The 15,389-nt window shown below is 62.5% G+C and carries 15 protein-coding genes; 7 read left to right on the top strand and 8 right to left on the bottom strand.

From position 1 onward, the window contains the following. The first annotated feature begins 44 nt into the window (after nucleotides 1-44). From J3456_RS15470 to J3456_RS15460, 3 genes are all read left to right on the top strand, one after another. Complete coding sequence (locus tag J3456_RS15470) at nucleotides 45-1,214, top strand: M20 aminoacylase family protein (protein ID WP_349581018.1); 1,170 nt, start codon at nucleotides 45-47, stop codon at nucleotides 1,212-1,214. Continuing rightward, complete coding sequence (gene speB / locus J3456_RS15465; protein ID WP_349581017.1) at nucleotides 1,214-2,179, top strand: agmatinase; 966 nt, start codon at nucleotides 1,214-1,216, stop codon at nucleotides 2,177-2,179. The genes J3456_RS15470 and speB overlap by 1 nt, the downstream gene beginning before the upstream one ends. Before the next feature lie 105 nt (nucleotides 2,180-2,284). Beyond that, nucleotides 2,285-2,710: a DUF1499 domain-containing protein gene (locus tag J3456_RS15460; RefSeq protein WP_349581016.1), complete on the top strand. Its 426-nt coding sequence runs from the start codon at nucleotides 2,285-2,287 to the stop codon at nucleotides 2,708-2,710. On the opposite strand, the gene J3456_RS15455 is transcribed toward J3456_RS15460, so the two are convergent. Then, complete coding sequence (locus J3456_RS15455) at nucleotides 2,648-2,947, bottom strand: hypothetical protein (protein ID WP_349581104.1); 300 nt, start codon at nucleotides 2,945-2,947, stop codon at nucleotides 2,648-2,650. The genes J3456_RS15460 and J3456_RS15455 overlap by 63 nt on opposite strands. Nucleotides 2,948-3,007: 60 nt before the next feature. On the opposite strand from J3456_RS15455, the gene prfA reads away from it, so the two are divergent. The 3 genes from prfA (at nucleotide 3,008) to J3456_RS15440 (ending at nucleotide 5,720) form a co-directional block, all read left to right on the top strand. Further along, nucleotides 3,008-4,063, top strand: coding sequence for a peptide chain release factor 1 (gene prfA / locus J3456_RS15450; protein ID WP_349581015.1), 1,056 nt, complete (start codon nucleotides 3,008-3,010; stop codon nucleotides 4,061-4,063). Next, entirely contained in the window at nucleotides 4,060-4,902 is an 843-nt protein-coding gene (gene prmC, locus J3456_RS15445) for a peptide chain release factor N(5)-glutamine methyltransferase (RefSeq protein WP_349581014.1), read from the top strand. The genes prfA and prmC overlap by 4 nt, the downstream gene beginning before the upstream one ends. Nucleotides 4,903-5,111: 209 nt before the next feature. After that, complete coding sequence (locus tag J3456_RS15440) at nucleotides 5,112-5,720, top strand: DUF4167 domain-containing protein (protein ID WP_259944150.1); 609 nt, start codon at nucleotides 5,112-5,114, stop codon at nucleotides 5,718-5,720. Nucleotides 5,721-5,784: 64 nt separating this feature from the next. Here the strand turns inward: J3456_RS15440 and J3456_RS15435 are convergent, their stop codons facing one another. The 7 genes from J3456_RS15435 to lptF are packed head-to-tail and all read right to left on the bottom strand — an operon-like array spanning nucleotide 5,785 to nucleotide 13,781. Beyond that, on the bottom strand, nucleotides 5,785-6,363 hold the full coding sequence (locus J3456_RS15435; RefSeq protein WP_349581013.1) for a hypothetical protein: 579 nt from the start codon (nucleotides 6,361-6,363) through the stop codon (nucleotides 5,785-5,787). A gap of 2 nt (nucleotides 6,364-6,365) precedes the next feature. Continuing rightward, nucleotides 6,366-7,208: a 16S rRNA (adenine(1518)-N(6)/adenine(1519)-N(6))-dimethyltransferase RsmA gene (gene rsmA, locus J3456_RS15430; RefSeq protein ID WP_349581012.1), complete on the bottom strand. Its 843-nt coding sequence runs from the start codon at nucleotides 7,206-7,208 to the stop codon at nucleotides 6,366-6,368. Then, complete coding sequence (gene pdxA / locus J3456_RS15425) at nucleotides 7,205-8,179, bottom strand: 4-hydroxythreonine-4-phosphate dehydrogenase PdxA (RefSeq protein ID WP_349581011.1); 975 nt, start codon at nucleotides 8,177-8,179, stop codon at nucleotides 7,205-7,207. Before pdxA ends, rsmA begins: the two co-directional genes overlap by 4 nt. Beyond that, nucleotides 8,176-9,414 carry a peptidylprolyl isomerase gene (locus J3456_RS15420; protein ID WP_349581009.1) on the bottom strand — a complete coding sequence of 413 codons (1,239 nt, stop codon included), beginning with the start codon at nucleotides 9,412-9,414 and terminating at the stop codon, nucleotides 8,176-8,178. Before J3456_RS15420 ends, pdxA begins: the two co-directional genes overlap by 4 nt. Continuing rightward, nucleotides 9,402-11,552 carry an LPS-assembly protein LptD gene (locus J3456_RS15415; RefSeq protein WP_349581008.1) on the bottom strand — a complete coding sequence of 717 codons (2,151 nt, stop codon included), beginning with the start codon at nucleotides 11,550-11,552 and terminating at the stop codon, nucleotides 9,402-9,404. Before J3456_RS15415 ends, J3456_RS15420 begins: the two co-directional genes overlap by 13 nt. 1 nt (nucleotide 11,553) lies before the next feature. Beyond that, on the bottom strand, nucleotides 11,554-12,651 hold the full coding sequence (gene lptG / locus J3456_RS15410) for an LPS export ABC transporter permease LptG (RefSeq protein ID WP_067629041.1): 1,098 nt from the start codon (nucleotides 12,649-12,651) through the stop codon (nucleotides 11,554-11,556). Continuing rightward, complete coding sequence (gene lptF / locus J3456_RS15405; RefSeq protein WP_349581006.1) at nucleotides 12,648-13,781, bottom strand: LPS export ABC transporter permease LptF; 1,134 nt, start codon at nucleotides 13,779-13,781, stop codon at nucleotides 12,648-12,650. The genes lptG and lptF overlap by 4 nt, the downstream gene beginning before the upstream one ends. A 131-nt stretch (nucleotides 13,782-13,912) precedes the next feature. Between lptF and J3456_RS15400 the strand changes: the two genes are divergently transcribed. Beyond that, the gene (locus J3456_RS15400; protein WP_349581005.1) at nucleotides 13,913-15,385 is read left to right on the top strand and encodes a leucyl aminopeptidase; all 1,473 of its coding nucleotides are present in this window, start codon (nucleotides 13,913-13,915) and stop codon (nucleotides 15,383-15,385) included. Nucleotides 15,386-15,389 lie beyond the last annotated feature (4 nt).

Raw genomic sequence — 15,389 nt, 5'->3', positions numbered from 1 at the left:
TGTCAGATGCACCCTGACCAAACCAACCCCGAGGAGTCCAGCCCATGCCCGTGGTAAACCGCATCAATGCCTTTGCGGCGGATATGACAGCGTGGCGGCGCCATTTGCATAGCATGCCTGAGTTGGATCTGGAATGTCATGAGACGGCGGCCTTTGTCGCCGAACGGCTGCGGGAATTTGGCGTCGATGAACTGCACGAAGGCATCGCGACAACCGGGCTGGTTGCGATCATCAACGGGCAGGGCGCAGGGCCCACGATCGGCCTGCGCGCCGATATGGATGCCCTGCCCATACATGAAGCGACGGGCAAGGACTACGCCAGTACCCGTATGGGCAAAATGCACGCTTGCGGGCATGATGGGCATACAACGATGTTGCTGGGCGCCGCCCGCTACTTGGCCGAAACACGCAATTTCTCGGGCCGCGTTGCCCTGATCTTTCAACCCGCTGAAGAGGCCAGCGGCGGCGCTGGTATCATGGTCGAAGAAGGCATCATGGAGCGGTTCGACATCGCGCAGGTCTACGGCATCCACAACATGCCCGGGCTGGAAGAAGGCGCGTTTTTCACCACCCCGGGGCCATTCATGGCAGCGGTGGACGAGTTTCACATTCACATCAAGGGCAAAGGGGGCCATGGCGCGATGCCCCATGACACCCGCGACCCTGTGGTGGCGGCCTGTGGCATCGCCACGGCAATCCAGACCATCGTTAGCCGCAATCATCTCGCGGCACAGGATCTGGTGGTCTCGGTCACGCAAATCCACACCGGAAGCGCCGACAATATCATTCCTGAGACCGCCTATATCAACGGCACCGTGCGCACCTTTGACCGCGAGGTGCAGGAGATGGTGATGCGCCGCATGCAGCAGATCGTGGACGGGCAGGCGGCAAGCTATGACGTCTCAGCCGAGCTGGTCTATGAGGTCGGCTATCCCGCCACGGTCAACGATCCCGCCAAGACCGAAACCGCCATCGCGGCGGCAAGCGAAGTGGTGGGCGCGGACCGCGTGCATGGCGACTATGGCCGCGAAATGGGCGCGGAAGATTTCAGCTTTATGCTTGAAAAACGCCCCGGTGCCTATCTGTTCCTCGGGACCGGTGAGGGCGCGGGGCTGCACCATCCGGAATACGACTTCAACGACGAGATCGCGCCCATCGGCGCATCCTTTTTCGCCCGTATCGTTGAGCGGGCACAGCCAGCAGGAGGCAAGTAATGGCACTGGAAGACGCGGCCAAACAGATGGATATGGCCTTTACCCGCGAGGACCTCAAAGGGCCGAGCTATGAGTTGACCTTTGGCGGGGCGACCTCTTTCCTGCGACGTAAATACACCAAGGATCTGACCGGCGTGGACATCGCGGTAACCGGCGTGCCCTTTGATCAGGCCGTCACCAACCGCCCCGGCACCCGCCTTGGCCCCCGCGCCATCCGCGAGGCAAGCGCGCTGCAAGCGCCCGACGCGCCCTATGGCTGGGACTTTGACGTGCTGAGCGAATTCGCCATCGCTGATTATGGCGATCTGGCTTTCGACTATGGCCATGTCAGCCAGTTTCCGGCGGCACTCACCGCGCATATCAAGACTATTCTGGATGCCGGTGCGGCCTCGGTCGTGCTGGGCGGGGATCACTATATCTCGTTTCCGATCCTCAAAGCCTATGCCGAAAAATACGGTCCGATCAGCCTGTTACAGTTCGACGCTCACACGGATACATGGGCTGATGACGACATGGACCGGATCGATCACGGCACGATGTTCTACAAGGCCGTGAAGTCCGGCATCGTCGATCCCGCGACCAGCGTGCAGGTCGGCATCCGCACCACCAACGAAGACACGATGGGCGTCAATATCATCGACGCACGTGAGGTGCATGAGAAGGGGCCGCAGGCGACCGTGGCCAAAATCAAAGAGATCCTTGGCGATCGACCTTGCTATCTGACCTTCGACATCGACGCGCTTGATCCGGCCTTTGCCCCCGGCACCGGCACGCCGGTTTGGGGCGGTCTGACCGCGGCGCAGACCTCGATCATGCTGCGCGATCTGGCCGGGATCAACATCATGGGCGGCGATGTGGTTGAGGTCTCTCCGCCCTTCGACACCACAGGCGCGACGGCGATTGCGGGCGCGCATGTCGCGACCGAGATTCTGTCGCTGCTGGGCCACCGCATGAGAACCGCGTGAGCGAAGGCCACAACTTCATCGGGTAGCCCTCAGGCTTGGGGGCCGCCCACCTCACCGCGACCACCTGCGTCGCCTCAAATCGCCGACCTTTGAAAGGTGCTTAAAATGCTGTTCTGGATCATCGTGATCGCCCTCGTCGCCTTGGTGGCCTATGTCCGATTTGCGCCAACCGACACCGCGCGTTGGCATGCGCAGGCCGAAGGGCAAAAGATGGGCAAGACCCAAGGCACCAACAGCTATATCTGGCGCGCACCGGTTGACGGCGACGGGCAAGAGACCTTGGCGCAGCTCGACCGTGCAATCATGCAGACCCCGCGTACCGAGGTCGTCGCCGGATCACTGGCCGAGGGGCACGTCACTTACGTAACCCGTACCAAGCTAATGGGCTATCCCGACTTCACCACCATCGGCGTCTACGGTGAAAACCCGCGCTATATTGAGGTCTATGGCCGCTCGCGGTTTGGGCGGTCAGATCTGGGCGTCAATGCCAAACGGGTCAACGGTTGGCTCGCTCAGATCGAGACGCGATGACAGGCAGCCTTGCTGCACCTCGCGCCACATCGGCACGTTAAGCGACATCTGGCATTGCGCCATAAACATGCGCCCTCCGACCTGTAGGCAAATGGTTTCACCCAGTTCCACACGGGCGCCGGTACTGTTGGTGCAATAGCAATCAATCGTCTTGCCGCCCGGCGCTTTGACATCCGCAAGGGCAGGGTGCAGGGCCGTCAGGGCCACAAGGCAGGTGAGCGGCATGATGCGTTTCATAGCCCATGATAGCATAAGCCCCCTCTTGACCAAAGCTTTTGCATAAGCGACAGGAACCCCATGATCCCGATGCACCGCCTCGCGCAAATCTCGCAACGCTTCCAGTTTCTGGAGGCCAGCATGTCTGCGGGCTCCGATGGGGCCGATTTTGCAGCCCTCGCCAAGGAATACAGCGATCTCAAGCCGGTGGTGGATCAAATTGATCTTTACCAGCAGCTTCAGCGCGACCTTGAAGAGGCCGAAGCAATGCTGAAAGACCCCGAGATGGCCGAGCTTGCCCGCGAAGAACTGCCGCGTCTGCGCGCCCGTCTGCCGGAGGTGGAGCAAGGGTTGCAACTGGCGCTTCTGCCGCGCGATTCCGCCGATGCGAAACCCGCGATGCTGGAGATCCGCCCCGGCACGGGCGGCGATGAGGCGGCGCTGTTCGCGGGCGATCTGCTGCGCATGTACCAACGCTATGCCGAAGCGCGTGGCTGGGGGTTCGACCTCATCGAAAGCCAGATGACCGAATTGGGCGGCGTGAAGGAAGTCGTGGCCCATATCACCGGGCAGAACGTTTTTGCCCGGCTTAAGTTCGAAAGCGGCGTGCACCGCGTGCAGCGCGTGCCCTCGACCGAAAGCGGCGGGCGCATCCACACCTCGGCGGCCACTGTGGCGGTCCTGCCTGAGGCAGAGGACGTGGACATCGAGATCAACGCAAACGACCTGCGGATCGACACGATGCGCTCTTCGGGCGCTGGTGGGCAGCACGTCAACACAACCGATTCCGCCGTGCGCATCACCCATATCCCAACCGGGATCGTGGTGACCTCATCCGAGAAATCCCAGCACCGCAACCGCGACAAGGCGATGCAGGTGCTCAAAGCGCGGCTTTATGACATGGAGCGCAGCCGGATTGACAGCGCACGTTCCGCCGACCGCGCGGCGCAGGTCGGAACCGGCGACCGGTCCGAGCGCATCCGGACCTACAACTTCCCACAAGGGCGGATGACCGACCACCGGATCAACCTGACGCTCTACCGTCTTGAGGCCGTGATGCAGGGCGATCTGGATGAGATCGTCGATGCGCTGACCGCCGACGCCCAAGCACGGCAACTGTCGGAGATGGAGGGGTGAGCCCCCAGACTGCTGCCCAGGCCATGGCCGCTGCCGCCGGACGGCTTCGTGCCGCAGGCGTGCCCGATCCGGCGCGGGATGCGCGGCTTTTGTTGGCCCATGCCGCCGCCGTGGATGCCGCCCGCGTGACCCTGATCGCGCCCGAGGAAATCGCCCCCGAGGTCGCCGAACGGTTTGAGCAGCTCATCGCCCTGCGGGCCGTGAGGGTGCCGGTCTCACAACTCATTGGACGGCGGGCATTCTATGGCCGCGACTTTGCGATCAGCCGCGATGTGCTTGACCCGCGGCCTGAGACGGAAACACTGATTGATCTGGCCCTCGGCAATGATTTCACCCGCATTCTGGACCTTGGCACCGGGTCGGGCTGTATCCTCGTCACCCTGTTGGCCGAAAGGGCGCGCGCGACGGGGCTGGGCGTTGACCTTTCCGAAGCCGCCTGCCTTCAGGCCAGCGCCAATGCGGTGCAGCATGGGGTGGCCGAACGGGCCGACATCCGTCAATCCGATTGGTTCAGCGCCGTTGATGGGCGCTTTGATCTGATCTTGTCGAACCCACCCTATCTGGCTGCCGATGAAATGGCAGCGGTTTCTCCGGAATTGCTTCAGCACGAGCCTGAAATGGCACTGACCGATGGGCAGGACGGGCTGAGCATCTACCGCATCATCGCCGCCGAGGCGCAGGGCTATCTCACGCCCGAAGGCCGGGTCATGGTCGAAATCGGCTGGCAACAGGGCGAAGCGGTGCAGGAAATCTTTGCCGCCGCAGGCTGGGGACGGGTAACCCTGGCGCATGATCTGGATGGGCGACCGAGGGTCGTTTCAGCCGATAAACCGGCGTGAAATGGCGAAAAAACGGCTCTTTGGCGGGTTCAGCGGCAGTTTCTTCTTGCCCAAGCCTGTCTGGCATGGTTAGTCAGGGGTGTTGCAGCGGTGGATGCCATAGGCGGTCCCGCGCGGCACTATGCCCAACATATCGCTTAGGCCGGGTTCAAGACGTGCTTTGCACCCCCCGGTGAACGACACACAGCACACAAGGCTGACATCATTCCATGAATTCTCCCAGATCACGCTCCCGGTCGAAGAATAACCGCAAACGCTCGTCGCAAGGTGGCGGCGGCAATGTCGTCAACCGTGTTTTTGACAGCTCCGGCCCCGAGGGTAAGGTGCGCGGCACGCCGCAGCAGGTTATCGAGAAATACAACCAGCTGGCCCGCGATGCACAGTTGAGCAATGACCGTGTTGCGGCCGAGAACTTTCAACAGCACGCCGAGCATTACCTGCGTCTGCTGAGCGAAGCGCAGCGCGAGGTGGATCAGCGCCGCGAAGAGCAAGAGCGCCAGAACCGTGAGCGTCAAGCCGAGCGGGATCGCGAGCGCGCAGAGCGTCAGGAGCGCGAGGCGCAGCAGGGCGGCCAGTCTCAGGGCAACCAGTCGCAGGACGATCAGCCGAAGGCGGACAAACAGCCCGAGCCTGCGCAGCAGCAGCAAGCCGAGGCCGAGACGAACAGCGAAGAGAGCACGCTGGTCGACACGCCCGAAAGCAAGCCCAAGCCGAAACGCGCTCCGCGTCGCAAGCCCAAGCCGAAAGCGGCAGAGGCTCAGCCGCAGGACAATGGCAGCGATGGCGACGGTAACGACACCGCCAAAGCCGCAGAATAACAAAAAGCCCCGCAAATTGCGGGGCTTTTTCGTGTGGGACATTGGTAGGGCGCGCGGGGAGGGCTTACCCTTCCATCCCCGCCTGCACATATCTGACACGCCCGTTACGCCGCAGCACTTCTTCACGCGGCTCCCAGTCGTAGCGCGGGTCGCTCATGACCGGCGACCAGAACAACTCGCCGCCCTGCCGCCATGGATCAAGGACAAGCCCTGCCTCCATCTGGGCACCTGCGGCCGAGATGATGGCCGTCGAATGATCCAGCAACAACCGCGAGTCGCCATTGGCGATGGCGCGGTGCATGTCGAGCGTGGCGAAACCTTCGGCCAGCAGCCGTTTCTGCAGATCCTCTGCCCAATGCCAACACAGGCCCCGTGGCTTGCTGCCGTTGTTGACCTTCACGTTATGGATCAGCGGCGGGTCGGTGATTTGATAGGCAATCGCCAGCTCATGGGTATGACGGTAGGCGATCCGCGCCGCACGGGCGGCCTCTGCCGGGTCCACACTGGGAGAAAGCTCTGTAATGGCACGGGTCAGCGCCGAAATATCGGCCTCACTCCCCAGTGGGGGTGGCCCGTTGCGGGGCAAGGCACAGGCGGAAAGCGTCAGCAGCAGGGTGCAGACGAGCAATAGACGGTAGAACATTTTCACCCCTTGGCGATTTCACGGGCTAGGGCGCAGAAGCCCTCAAGCGGCACCTGCTCGGCCCGGTCGGTGGGTTTCAGCCCGGCGGCGTGAAGGCGATCTTCGATATCCAGCGCGGCGCCCTTGAGGGCCGAGCGCAGCATCTTGCGACGTTGGTTAAACGCCATGGCAACCACACGGCTGAGCACGGCAGGATCAGCCGGATAGCGCGGCTCGGGCAGGGCGGTCAGATGCACCACGCTCGACGATACCTTTGGCGGCGGCGTGAAAGCCCCCGGCGGCAATTGCATGACGATCCGCGCATCGCTGCGCCACTGGGCCAGCACGGCGAGCCGCCCATAGGCTTTGGAGCCGGGAGTCGCCACGATCCGCTCGGCCACTTCGCGTTGGAACATCAGCGTGAGGCTTTGCCAAAACGGGGGCCATTGCGGTGGGGTCAGCCAACGCACTAACAACTCGGTCCCGACATTATAGGGCAGGTTGGCGGCCACGCGGATCGGTGGGGTCAGGTGGCTCAGCGGGTCGATCTCCAGCGCGTCGCCTTCGATGACGGTTAGGCGACCGGGGTAGTGTTCCGCCACCTCGGCCAGCGCGGGCAGGCAGCGGCGGTCCTTCTCGATCGCCAGCACGTGCCGCGCGCCCTCGGCCAGCAGACCTCGGGTGAGGCCACCGGGGCCGGGGCCGATTTCCAGCACGTCGCAATCGGCCATGTCGCCTGCTTGTCGCGCGATCTTGGCCGTGAGGTTCAGGTCCAGCAGGAAGTTCTGGCCGAGCGATTTACGCGCGGCCAGTTCGTGTGTGTTGATCACCTCGCGCAGCGGCGGAAGGTTGTCGATTGCACTCATGTTTTTTGGCCCATCTGCCATGCCAGTTTGATCGCTTCGATCATGCTGGTCGGGTTGGCGCGCCCTTGGCCCGCAATGTCAAAGGCGGTGCCGTGATCGGGCGAGGTGCGCACGAAAGGCAACCCCAGCGTCACATTCACCCCCCGGTCAAAGTCCAGAGTCTTGATCGGGATCAGCGCTTGGTCGTGATACATCGCCACCGCCGCGTCATAGCCTGCGCGGGCGCGGGCGTGGAACATCGTATCGGCGGGCAGCGGCCCGGCTAGCGCGTAGCCTTCGCCTTGCATCTCAAGGATCAACGGCGCGATCCAGTCGATCTCTTGCTGCCCCATGTTGCCGCCTTCGCCCGCGTGAGGGTTCAGCCCGGCCACAGCAATGCGCGGACGTTCAACGCCGAAACGGCTCTGCAATTCCTGCGCTGTGATCTCAATGGTGCGGCGCAGCCCTGCGGCTGTCAGCGCCTGCGGCACCTGATCCAACGCGATATGGATCGTGGCAGGCACGACGCGCAACTGGTCGGAGGCCAGCATCATCACCACATCCTCAACCCCTGCCAGTGCTGCGAGATATTCAGTATGGCCGGGGTAGGCGAAGTTCGCGCCGTCTTGCAGGGCTTTTTTGTGGATCGGCGCAGTGCAGATGGCGCAGGCGGCCCCCGTTTGCACCAGATCGACCGCGCGGGCGATCACGTCAATCACCCCCTGCGCATGGCCGGGCTGCGGCACCCCGGCGAGCGCGGCACTGTCAAAAGCGTGCGACAACACAGGCAGCGCATCGGCACTTAGCCCGCCGACATCATCCGCACTGTCGATCAAACGGTGCGGCACATCATCGGGCAGGTGGCGCGGGTCGCCGATCCAGAACATCGGGATGTCAGACGAAAGCGCCGCCCAAGCACGGGCGGCGATCTCTGGGCCGATACCTGCGGGTTCACCGCAGGTGATGGCCACCGGCCGGGAGGGGCTGCTCATTGGCGGGTGATACGGGCTTCGGCGCGGGCCTGTTCCAACAGTTGCGTGGCGTAGCCCTCAAGCTTGCGCTGCCGGATTGAGCTTACCACCGCGTCGCGGTTCACATCAGCATTGGCCGCCGTGGTGCGGTTGCACAGCATGAGGAACACCAACGTCTCCCCGTTGGCACGGGTCAGCGTGGTCGAGACTTCGCCGGGGTCGAGTTTGGCCAGTTCGATGGCCACGTCCTGCGGGATCTCTGCTGGTGCCTTTGAACCGCGGTCGAGCACATTGGCGGGCTGGCCCTTGGCGACGCCATAGAGGTCATCGCACTGGTCCACCTGACCGCGCAGTTGCGCGGCGCGCGACAGGGCGGCCTCGGACCGGCCACCGGGGATGTAATAGGCGGCGTAGTCAATCTCGGAATATTCAACGCTGGGCTTGCCAGTCTCCTCGATGCCGCGCAGCTGGAACAGGGCCACGGCATTGGGGATCGGCAGCGGGGCCGTCACCTCACCGGGGGCAAGCGCCAGAAGGATCGGGCGCAGGCTGGCGGGCAGATTTTCAAGCGGGGTCCAAGGCATCTTGCCGCCGCGCCCGCGCGAGGCGGTGGCGGAATATTGGCTCGCATAGGAGGAGAACTCAGCCTCAGAGCGGCTCTGCGCGATCCGCGCGGCCAGCGCATTCACCTGATCGGCGTTCTGCGGCGGGGCGGGGATGATGATCTCGGACAAAAGCACGCGCAGGCCATTATTGCCCCGGCTGCTGCCAAGGGCGCGATCGACCTCTTCGTCGGTGATGTCGACGCGGCCATTATAGCGCGCGCGGATCAGGTCACGCCACGCGGCGCTGATCACGATGAAGTCACGAAAGGTCTCTTCCGAGATCTGCGCCTGACCCAGAACCTTAAGAAATTCCTCGGTCGTCAGATCCGCGCGGCTGGCAAATTCGGCCATGCCGGATTGAATGCCCTCTGGCGTGACTTCGAGCCCAGCTTGGTCAAGCACTTGCCCGCGCAGCCGGTCGTCGATCAGACTGTCGATCACGCTGTTGGTATCCGTTCCCGGTGCGCCGATCAACTGCATGAAACGCTGCCGCTGCTGGACTTCGTAACCGGTGATGACCTCATCGTTGACACGGGCCACGGGCGCAAAAAGGTTCTGCGCCGCCGCGGATTGGCCGACGACCAACGCAAGGGCGAGCGCCGCAGTGCCACGGATCCCGGCACGGACTGTCTGTTTCGTTACTTCCCACATGAGCGTACGTATCTTTCTGTTCCGGTGTTGGCGGCAAAGCCCCTGAGGCCGATGTTAAAACCGATATCCGTTGAGGGCTCAACACTTGTTGAGGATGAATAGCTGCGGTTAACGGAAAGGTCGACCTGCACGCATTCATTGTTGTAGCTCAGGCCAAGACCCGCTGTCGCCGCGCGTTCATCGGCAAGGTCGAAACGCCATTCGGCCGAAGCTTGCCATTGGCTGTTGATCGAATAGCTGCCGTCAAAGGTGATCTCTGACACATTCTCATCGCGGTCTTCTGCGGCATCCTCCTGCAGCCAGACATAGCTGCCCGCGATCTGCCCGCGTTTGAAATCCCAGATGCCGCGCAGCTCGGCCTTGGCGACTTCGAAATCATCATCGATCAACCCGCGGCCAATGAGCGCCATACCGTCGTCGCTGCGCAATTGCCCGGCGAGAAGGAAATCTGAATGGGTGCCCTGCAACCCCGAGCTAAAGGTGAAAGCATCGTCGGCCTTGGCCCGGATGACCTGCCCAAAAGAAAAGCTGCTATCCAACCCGGTCGGATCGATCCGCGCCCAGTTCACACCAAAGGCCGCGACCGCACCGCGTTCACGCCGGTCGGGGCGCGGAAAGCGGCTGAGCGATAGGAAGTTGCCCTCGTCATATTCGACCAGCGTGCTTTCCTCATTCGGGATGTTGAGCCGGTCACCCCCGGTCCAGCCGAATTGCACAATCGGTTCGAACTGTTGCACCACACCGCGCGCCTCGCGGCGCTGCATGGGGTAGCGAAATGCAACAGAGGCATGCGGGACGAGGTCATAGTGCCGCTCACTGTAAAAGGCATCCTGCGCGATGTTGAACAGACCAAAGCTCGCCCCGGTCCGGAGATCGGTGACCAGACCGTTGCCAAAGGTAAAGCGCCGCAGCCATTCAGCCTCGGCATTGAGCCGCGACACATCGCGCCCGTCGGCTTCGCCATCGCCGTCGCCATCGGTGCTGAGATCAGAGGCCCGGCGGTGGCTATGGGCCTCAAGCGTCAGACGAACTTCGCCGCCAAGTGACGTGGGGAAATAGCGCCGCTGGTGTTCGCCGTCCAAGACCAGATTGGGCAACAGATCATTGTCTTCGCCATCGCGCAGCGACTGGTAGTTCAGCAGGCTTGCGCGCACATATTGATCCCGCCGCGCGCGGCTGACGGTTAGCTCGCTGGTCAGGCGGTCTTTGTCGGAATAGCCGTAGTCACTGAGGTAGGACCGGTCGCTGGTGACCTCGATCCCGAAGTAAAGTTTGTAGTCCCGCCGCAGATCGAAGGTGCCGGTGCCAAACAGGTAGCCACGGGTTTCACCCGGCTCCAATTCGTCATCGGTGATCGCGCCGTCAAATTCGATCCGGCCAGAGACGAAAGCCTGACGGTAGCGGAATTCAAGCGTGCGAGTTTCGGCGGAAAGATAGGGCGTCAGCGTCAGATCGCGGTGATCGCCCATTTTGATGAAATAGGGCAGTTTCAGCCCCACGCCCAATTGCGAGGTTGAGCGCACCGAGGGGGCGAGAAAGCCGGTCGCGCGGTCCAATGTCGGGTCGGGCAGGCGCAGGCGCGGCAGATAGGCGACCGGCACATTCTTGATGCGAAACTGCGCCTCGTCAAAGTAGAGCTGCTGGGCCAGTTGGTCATGCACCACCCGTTTGGCGCGGATCTGCCAAAGCGGTGTTTCGCCATCTTCGCAGACTTTACAGGACGTTACGGCAGCTTTGTAGAGTTGGCTATAGCGCCCTTCGACACGGTTGATCTGCACAGCGGCAAGCTGCAACTGCTGCTCCAAAATCATACGCGCGCCGCGCAGCAGCCCCGATTGCAACCCCGCATCAAGGGAGGCCGCATCGGCGAGGATCGTGGTATTCTCGCCCTCCGACAGCACAATCGGCCCTTCGATGCTGAGCGCGCCTGTGGCCTGATCATAGCGGATCGCCGTGGCACGCAGCCGGGTCTCACCTTGGAAGGCTTCGACATTGCCCTGCGCGACCAAGACCTTATCACGGGTAATGAACACCTGATCGGCCACCAGAACGGCGGGGCGGTCGCTGGCAGGGGCGATCTGTGCAGCAAGGCTCAGAGGCGCAAAAGTAAGGGCAAGTCCAACAAGGGCCGCGCGCATGTCAGCCATCCTCCGCGTGCAATAGCAGGCCTAGCGCCAGAAAGATCGCGGCCACGGGCGGGGCCCAAGCAGCGAGTGTCACGGGGATCTGGCCGTTTTCGCCAAGGATCTGTGCGAAACTGCGAATGAAATACAAACCGAACCCCAGCAAAATCGAGGCCAGCACAGCAACGCCGGTCCCCCCAAAGCGGGTATGGCGCATGGTGAATGCGCTCGCAACCAGAACCATGGCGACCAGAAAGAAGGGCCGCGCCAGTTCGGCCTGCAACCAGACCTCATGCTGGCGGGTGCTGAAACCCGCCTGTTCCAACTGGCGGATGAACTCTGGCAACTCGTAGATAGACACGGCAGCGACACGGCCAATGCTCTCGCGGATGCGCTCAACGGTCAGGGATGAGGGGATGGTCAGGGTCTCATGCTCTTCAGAGGCGCCTTCGGCGTTCACCCCGGCCTCCAGCGGCCAAATTTTGGCGCCGGTCAATTCCCAGTCGCCACCGCTCAGCTGCGCGCTTTCGGCTTCGATCCGGCGGATCGGACCTTTCTCCGCGTCATAGCTGATGATCGTCACATTATAGAGAACGGAGGCATCGCTGTTGGTGCGCCACGCGCGAATGACCGATTGGCCTTCCTCCGTCCCCTGACGCAGCCAAAGCCCCTCGTCGCTCACCGACAGGGCCGAGCGACCGTTGGAGCGGTATTTCTGGGTCAGTTGCTCGGCCCGTTCGCTTGTCGCGGCGACAATGGGGTTGAGAAAGGCCACCGCCAGCGTGCCGATGATCAGGGCCACCACCACCGGTGCCACCAGCGCGCGCAGGGCAGAGCGGCCCGCAGCGCGGGTCACCACCAACTCCGAGGACCGCGCAAGACCGATGAATAGCGCTACCGTGGCAAGGATCATGATCAGCGGCAGGATCATATTGATGGTCTGCGGCATGTGCAGCAGCGTCATCCCCAAGACCTGATCCCAACCCACATCATCATCGGCAAAGCGCCGGGCCTGATCCACACCATCGACCAGCATCACCAAGGCGGCCAGCACCCCGGTGATGACGAGAAAGCTCATGAAAAAGCGTCGGGCGAAGTAGAGATGGAGGATCATGCGGCTGCCCCTTTGCCACGTAGCCGCCGCCTTATCCAGCGCGGATGTGCCGCCTGCCAAAGCATTGCCAGCGTCAGCACGGCCCCGATGAGCGAGGGCAGGTAGGCCAGCGGCCAGAGGGCCGCAGTCTCACGGATTTGCACCACCATCGTGCCCCGCAGCCCGTCAATGGCGATGAGCAGGCCAAAGGCGATCACCGCCTCGCGCCAGACGCCAAAACGGGAAAAGCCGCCAAGGATCAAAGTGGCAAACCCGATCATCGCTGCGACAAGGCAAAACAGCGGTTGCGCAAAACGGCCATGCAGTTCTTCGGCGACGACGCCCGCTGTGGTGTCGGTTTGCGCCGCAACTCCGGCCCAATTCCAAAGCAGATCGGGCGTCACCATGGCGCTGACCGACGGGTCGATTGCATCGCCGCTGCTCACCAAGGGAGAAATATCAAAGGAAAAGTCGCGGAATTTGGCCGTGGCCAAACGGTTGCGTTCGGTATCTAGCCGCTGCGCCATGCCGCTGAGCATGATCAGCGTCGTGCTGTCGCCATTGCGCGCCAGATAGGCTTCGGCGGCGGTATAGATCACCCCCTCATCGGCCTTGCGCCGATCCGACAGGAAAACATCACGAAGCACTCCATCGTTGTCGATGGCCCGGGTGTAGAAGGTCACATCGTCGGAAGGGTGTAGAAAAGTGCCCTCTGTCAGCAGTCGCGCGGTAAGGTTGCGCGAGATCTCAGCCTCGCGCTGTTTCAATTGACCCTGCGCCATGGGCACTAAAAAATGGCTGAGCACCGTCATCATCACCGCCACACACAGCCCGAAAACAAAGACAGGCCGCGCCAGCCGCCAAGGGCCCGAGCCTGCGGCCTGCAGCACGGTCAACTCAGATTCGCCCGACATGCGGTTGGTGACGTAGACCGAAGCGGCAAAGGTCGCGATCGGCAGGACGGTGACAATGAGCTTGGGCAGGCCAAGGGCCGTGAACTCCAAAAACACCAGTGCAGATTGACCATCGCCAATTAGCCGGTCGAAAAGGACCACCGCACGGTTGATCCAGAACAGCGCCACAAGCACCAGAGCGAAAAAGCCGAACATAACCAGAAGTTGCGACAGCATGTAGCGGTCAATTCTTGCCACTCTGATCCCCCGAGATGCTCTGACGGCCTTTGCGCAGATCCTAAAGCAATTCGCGGGGCGGGAAAACTGCTATCTGGCCATGCGCGGCGCGTCGCGATAGGTCTGGGGCAAAATCAACCATGAGGCACGCCATGACCGATCTGACCCCCATCACTTTCGCCGAGACCGACATCGACCGTATCGCGGGGCATTCCGGTCGGGTCGCCGTGTTTCTTGAACCCGAGGGGCGGCTCGATGCCGGGGCGCGGCGGGTCAATCGGCTGACCAAAGGCGCCTTGCAGCGGCTGATGGAAGGTGAGCGTTTCGCAGCGCTGAAGCCCGGTGACATGCTTAGCATGGGCTATCCCGCTGGCATGGCGGCAGAGGCGGTGGATGTGATCCACATGCCGCGCCGCGCCGAAGTGATGACCGCGCGCAAAGCCGGGGCCGCGCTGGCCAAGCGCCGGGGCGACAGTGATCTTTTGTTGCTTACCGCCGCGACCCGCCGGGTGGCGGATGTGGCCTTTGGTTTGGCGATGCGGGACTATGGGTTCGAAGATCACAAATCCGCCCCCAAGCCGCGTAAAGGCAGTGTTGAGGTGATGTGCTCCAAACCCGAGGAGGCCCGCGAGGCCGCAGCGCCGTTGATGGCGGTGGCCGAGGGCGCTTTCATGACGCGCGATCTGACCAACGCGCCTGCCAACATCCTGACCACAGCCAATTTCGCCGAACGTCTGGCGGAAATGGAGAGCCTGGGCCTTAAAGTTGAAGTGCTGGATGAGGAAGAGCTCGCAAGCCTCGGTATGCGCACGCTTTTATCTGTGGGGCAGGGGTCTGACAGCCCGTCCAAAGTCGTCGTGATGCGGTGGGAAGGCGGCGCAGATGATGCGGCCCCGCTGGCGCTGGTCGGCAAGGGCGTCGTCTTTGACACCGGCGGCATCAGCCTCAAACCCGGCGCGGGCATGGAAGACATGACCATGGACATGGGCGGCGCGGGCGTTGTCTCGGGCGTGATGCGCACGCTGGCGCTGCGCAAGGCCAAGGCGAATGTTGTCGGGCTGGTTGGGATCGTCGAGAATATGCCATCGGGCAATGCGACCCGTCCGGGCGATGTGATCACAACCATGAAAGGCGACACGGTGGAGGTCATCAACACCGACGCCGAGGGGCGTTTGGTGCTTTGCGATGTGATGTGGTACGCGCAGGACCGCTTCAAACCTGCCGCGATGATCGATCTGGCGACGCTGACGGGTGCAGTCATTATCGGGCTGGGTCATGAAAACGCTGGCGTTTTCTCGAACGACGACGGGCTGTGCAACGATTTCCTGAAGGCCGCCGAGAGTGAAGGCGAGGGCGCATGGCGTCTGCCGCTGGGTCAAGGCTATGACGATCAGTTGAAAAGCCGGATCGCCGATATGAAAAACATCGGCGGACGTCCGGCGGGGTCGATCACGGCGGCACAATTCCTCAAGCGTTTCGTCAAGGATGAGACACCTTGGATTCACCTCGACATCGCTGGGGTCGCCTCGTTGAAGTCCGAAACCACGCTGGCACCTGCAGGCGCGACAGGCTGGGGCGTGGCGGCGCTGAACCGTCTGGTCGCCGACCGTTTCGAGAAGGGCTGAGTTG

The organism is Sulfitobacter sp. NFXS29 (assembly GCF_040148765.1).
Lineage (GTDB): Bacteria > Pseudomonadota > Alphaproteobacteria > Rhodobacterales > Rhodobacteraceae > Sulfitobacter.
The sequence above is the reverse complement of the archived record's forward strand: the minus strand, read 5'-3'. Positions and strand labels throughout refer to the sequence as shown.

What these genes read in the sequence shown, in the direction of transcription:
- rsmA (WP_349581012.1), bottom strand. Translation starts at nt 7,208, where the DNA reads ATGAGTGCAATCGACAACCTTCCGCCGCTGCGCGAGGTGATCAACACA.
- J3456_RS15400 (WP_349581005.1), top strand. Translation starts at nt 13,913, where the DNA reads ATGACCGATCTGACCCCCATCACTTTCGCCGAGACCGACATCGACCGT.
- lptG (WP_067629041.1), bottom strand. Translation starts at nt 12,651, where the DNA reads ATGATCCTCCATCTCTACTTCGCCCGACGCTTTTTCATGAGCTTTCTC.
- pdxA (WP_349581011.1), bottom strand. Translation starts at nt 8,179, where the DNA reads ATGAGCAGCCCCTCCCGGCCGGTGGCCATCACCTGCGGTGAACCCGCA.
- J3456_RS15420 (WP_349581009.1), bottom strand. Translation starts at nt 9,414, where the DNA reads ATGTGGGAAGTAACGAAACAGACAGTCCGTGCCGGGATCCGTGGCACT.
- J3456_RS15455 (WP_349581104.1), bottom strand. Translation starts at nt 2,947, where the DNA reads ATGAAACGCATCATGCCGCTCACCTGCCTTGTGGCCCTGACGGCCCTG.
- J3456_RS15440 (WP_259944150.1), top strand. Translation starts at nt 5,112, where the DNA reads ATGAATTCTCCCAGATCACGCTCCCGGTCGAAGAATAACCGCAAACGC.
- prfA (WP_349581015.1), top strand. Translation starts at nt 3,008, where the DNA reads ATGATCCCGATGCACCGCCTCGCGCAAATCTCGCAACGCTTCCAGTTT.
- J3456_RS15470 (WP_349581018.1), top strand. Translation starts at nt 45, where the DNA reads ATGCCCGTGGTAAACCGCATCAATGCCTTTGCGGCGGATATGACAGCG.
- J3456_RS15415 (WP_349581008.1), bottom strand. Translation starts at nt 11,552, where the DNA reads ATGCGCGCGGCCCTTGTTGGACTTGCCCTTACTTTTGCGCCTCTGAGC.
- J3456_RS15460 (WP_349581016.1), top strand. Translation starts at nt 2,285, where the DNA reads ATGCTGTTCTGGATCATCGTGATCGCCCTCGTCGCCTTGGTGGCCTAT.
- speB (WP_349581017.1), top strand. Translation starts at nt 1,214, where the DNA reads ATGGCACTGGAAGACGCGGCCAAACAGATGGATATGGCCTTTACCCGC.
- J3456_RS15435 (WP_349581013.1), bottom strand. Translation starts at nt 6,363, where the DNA reads ATGTTCTACCGTCTATTGCTCGTCTGCACCCTGCTGCTGACGCTTTCC.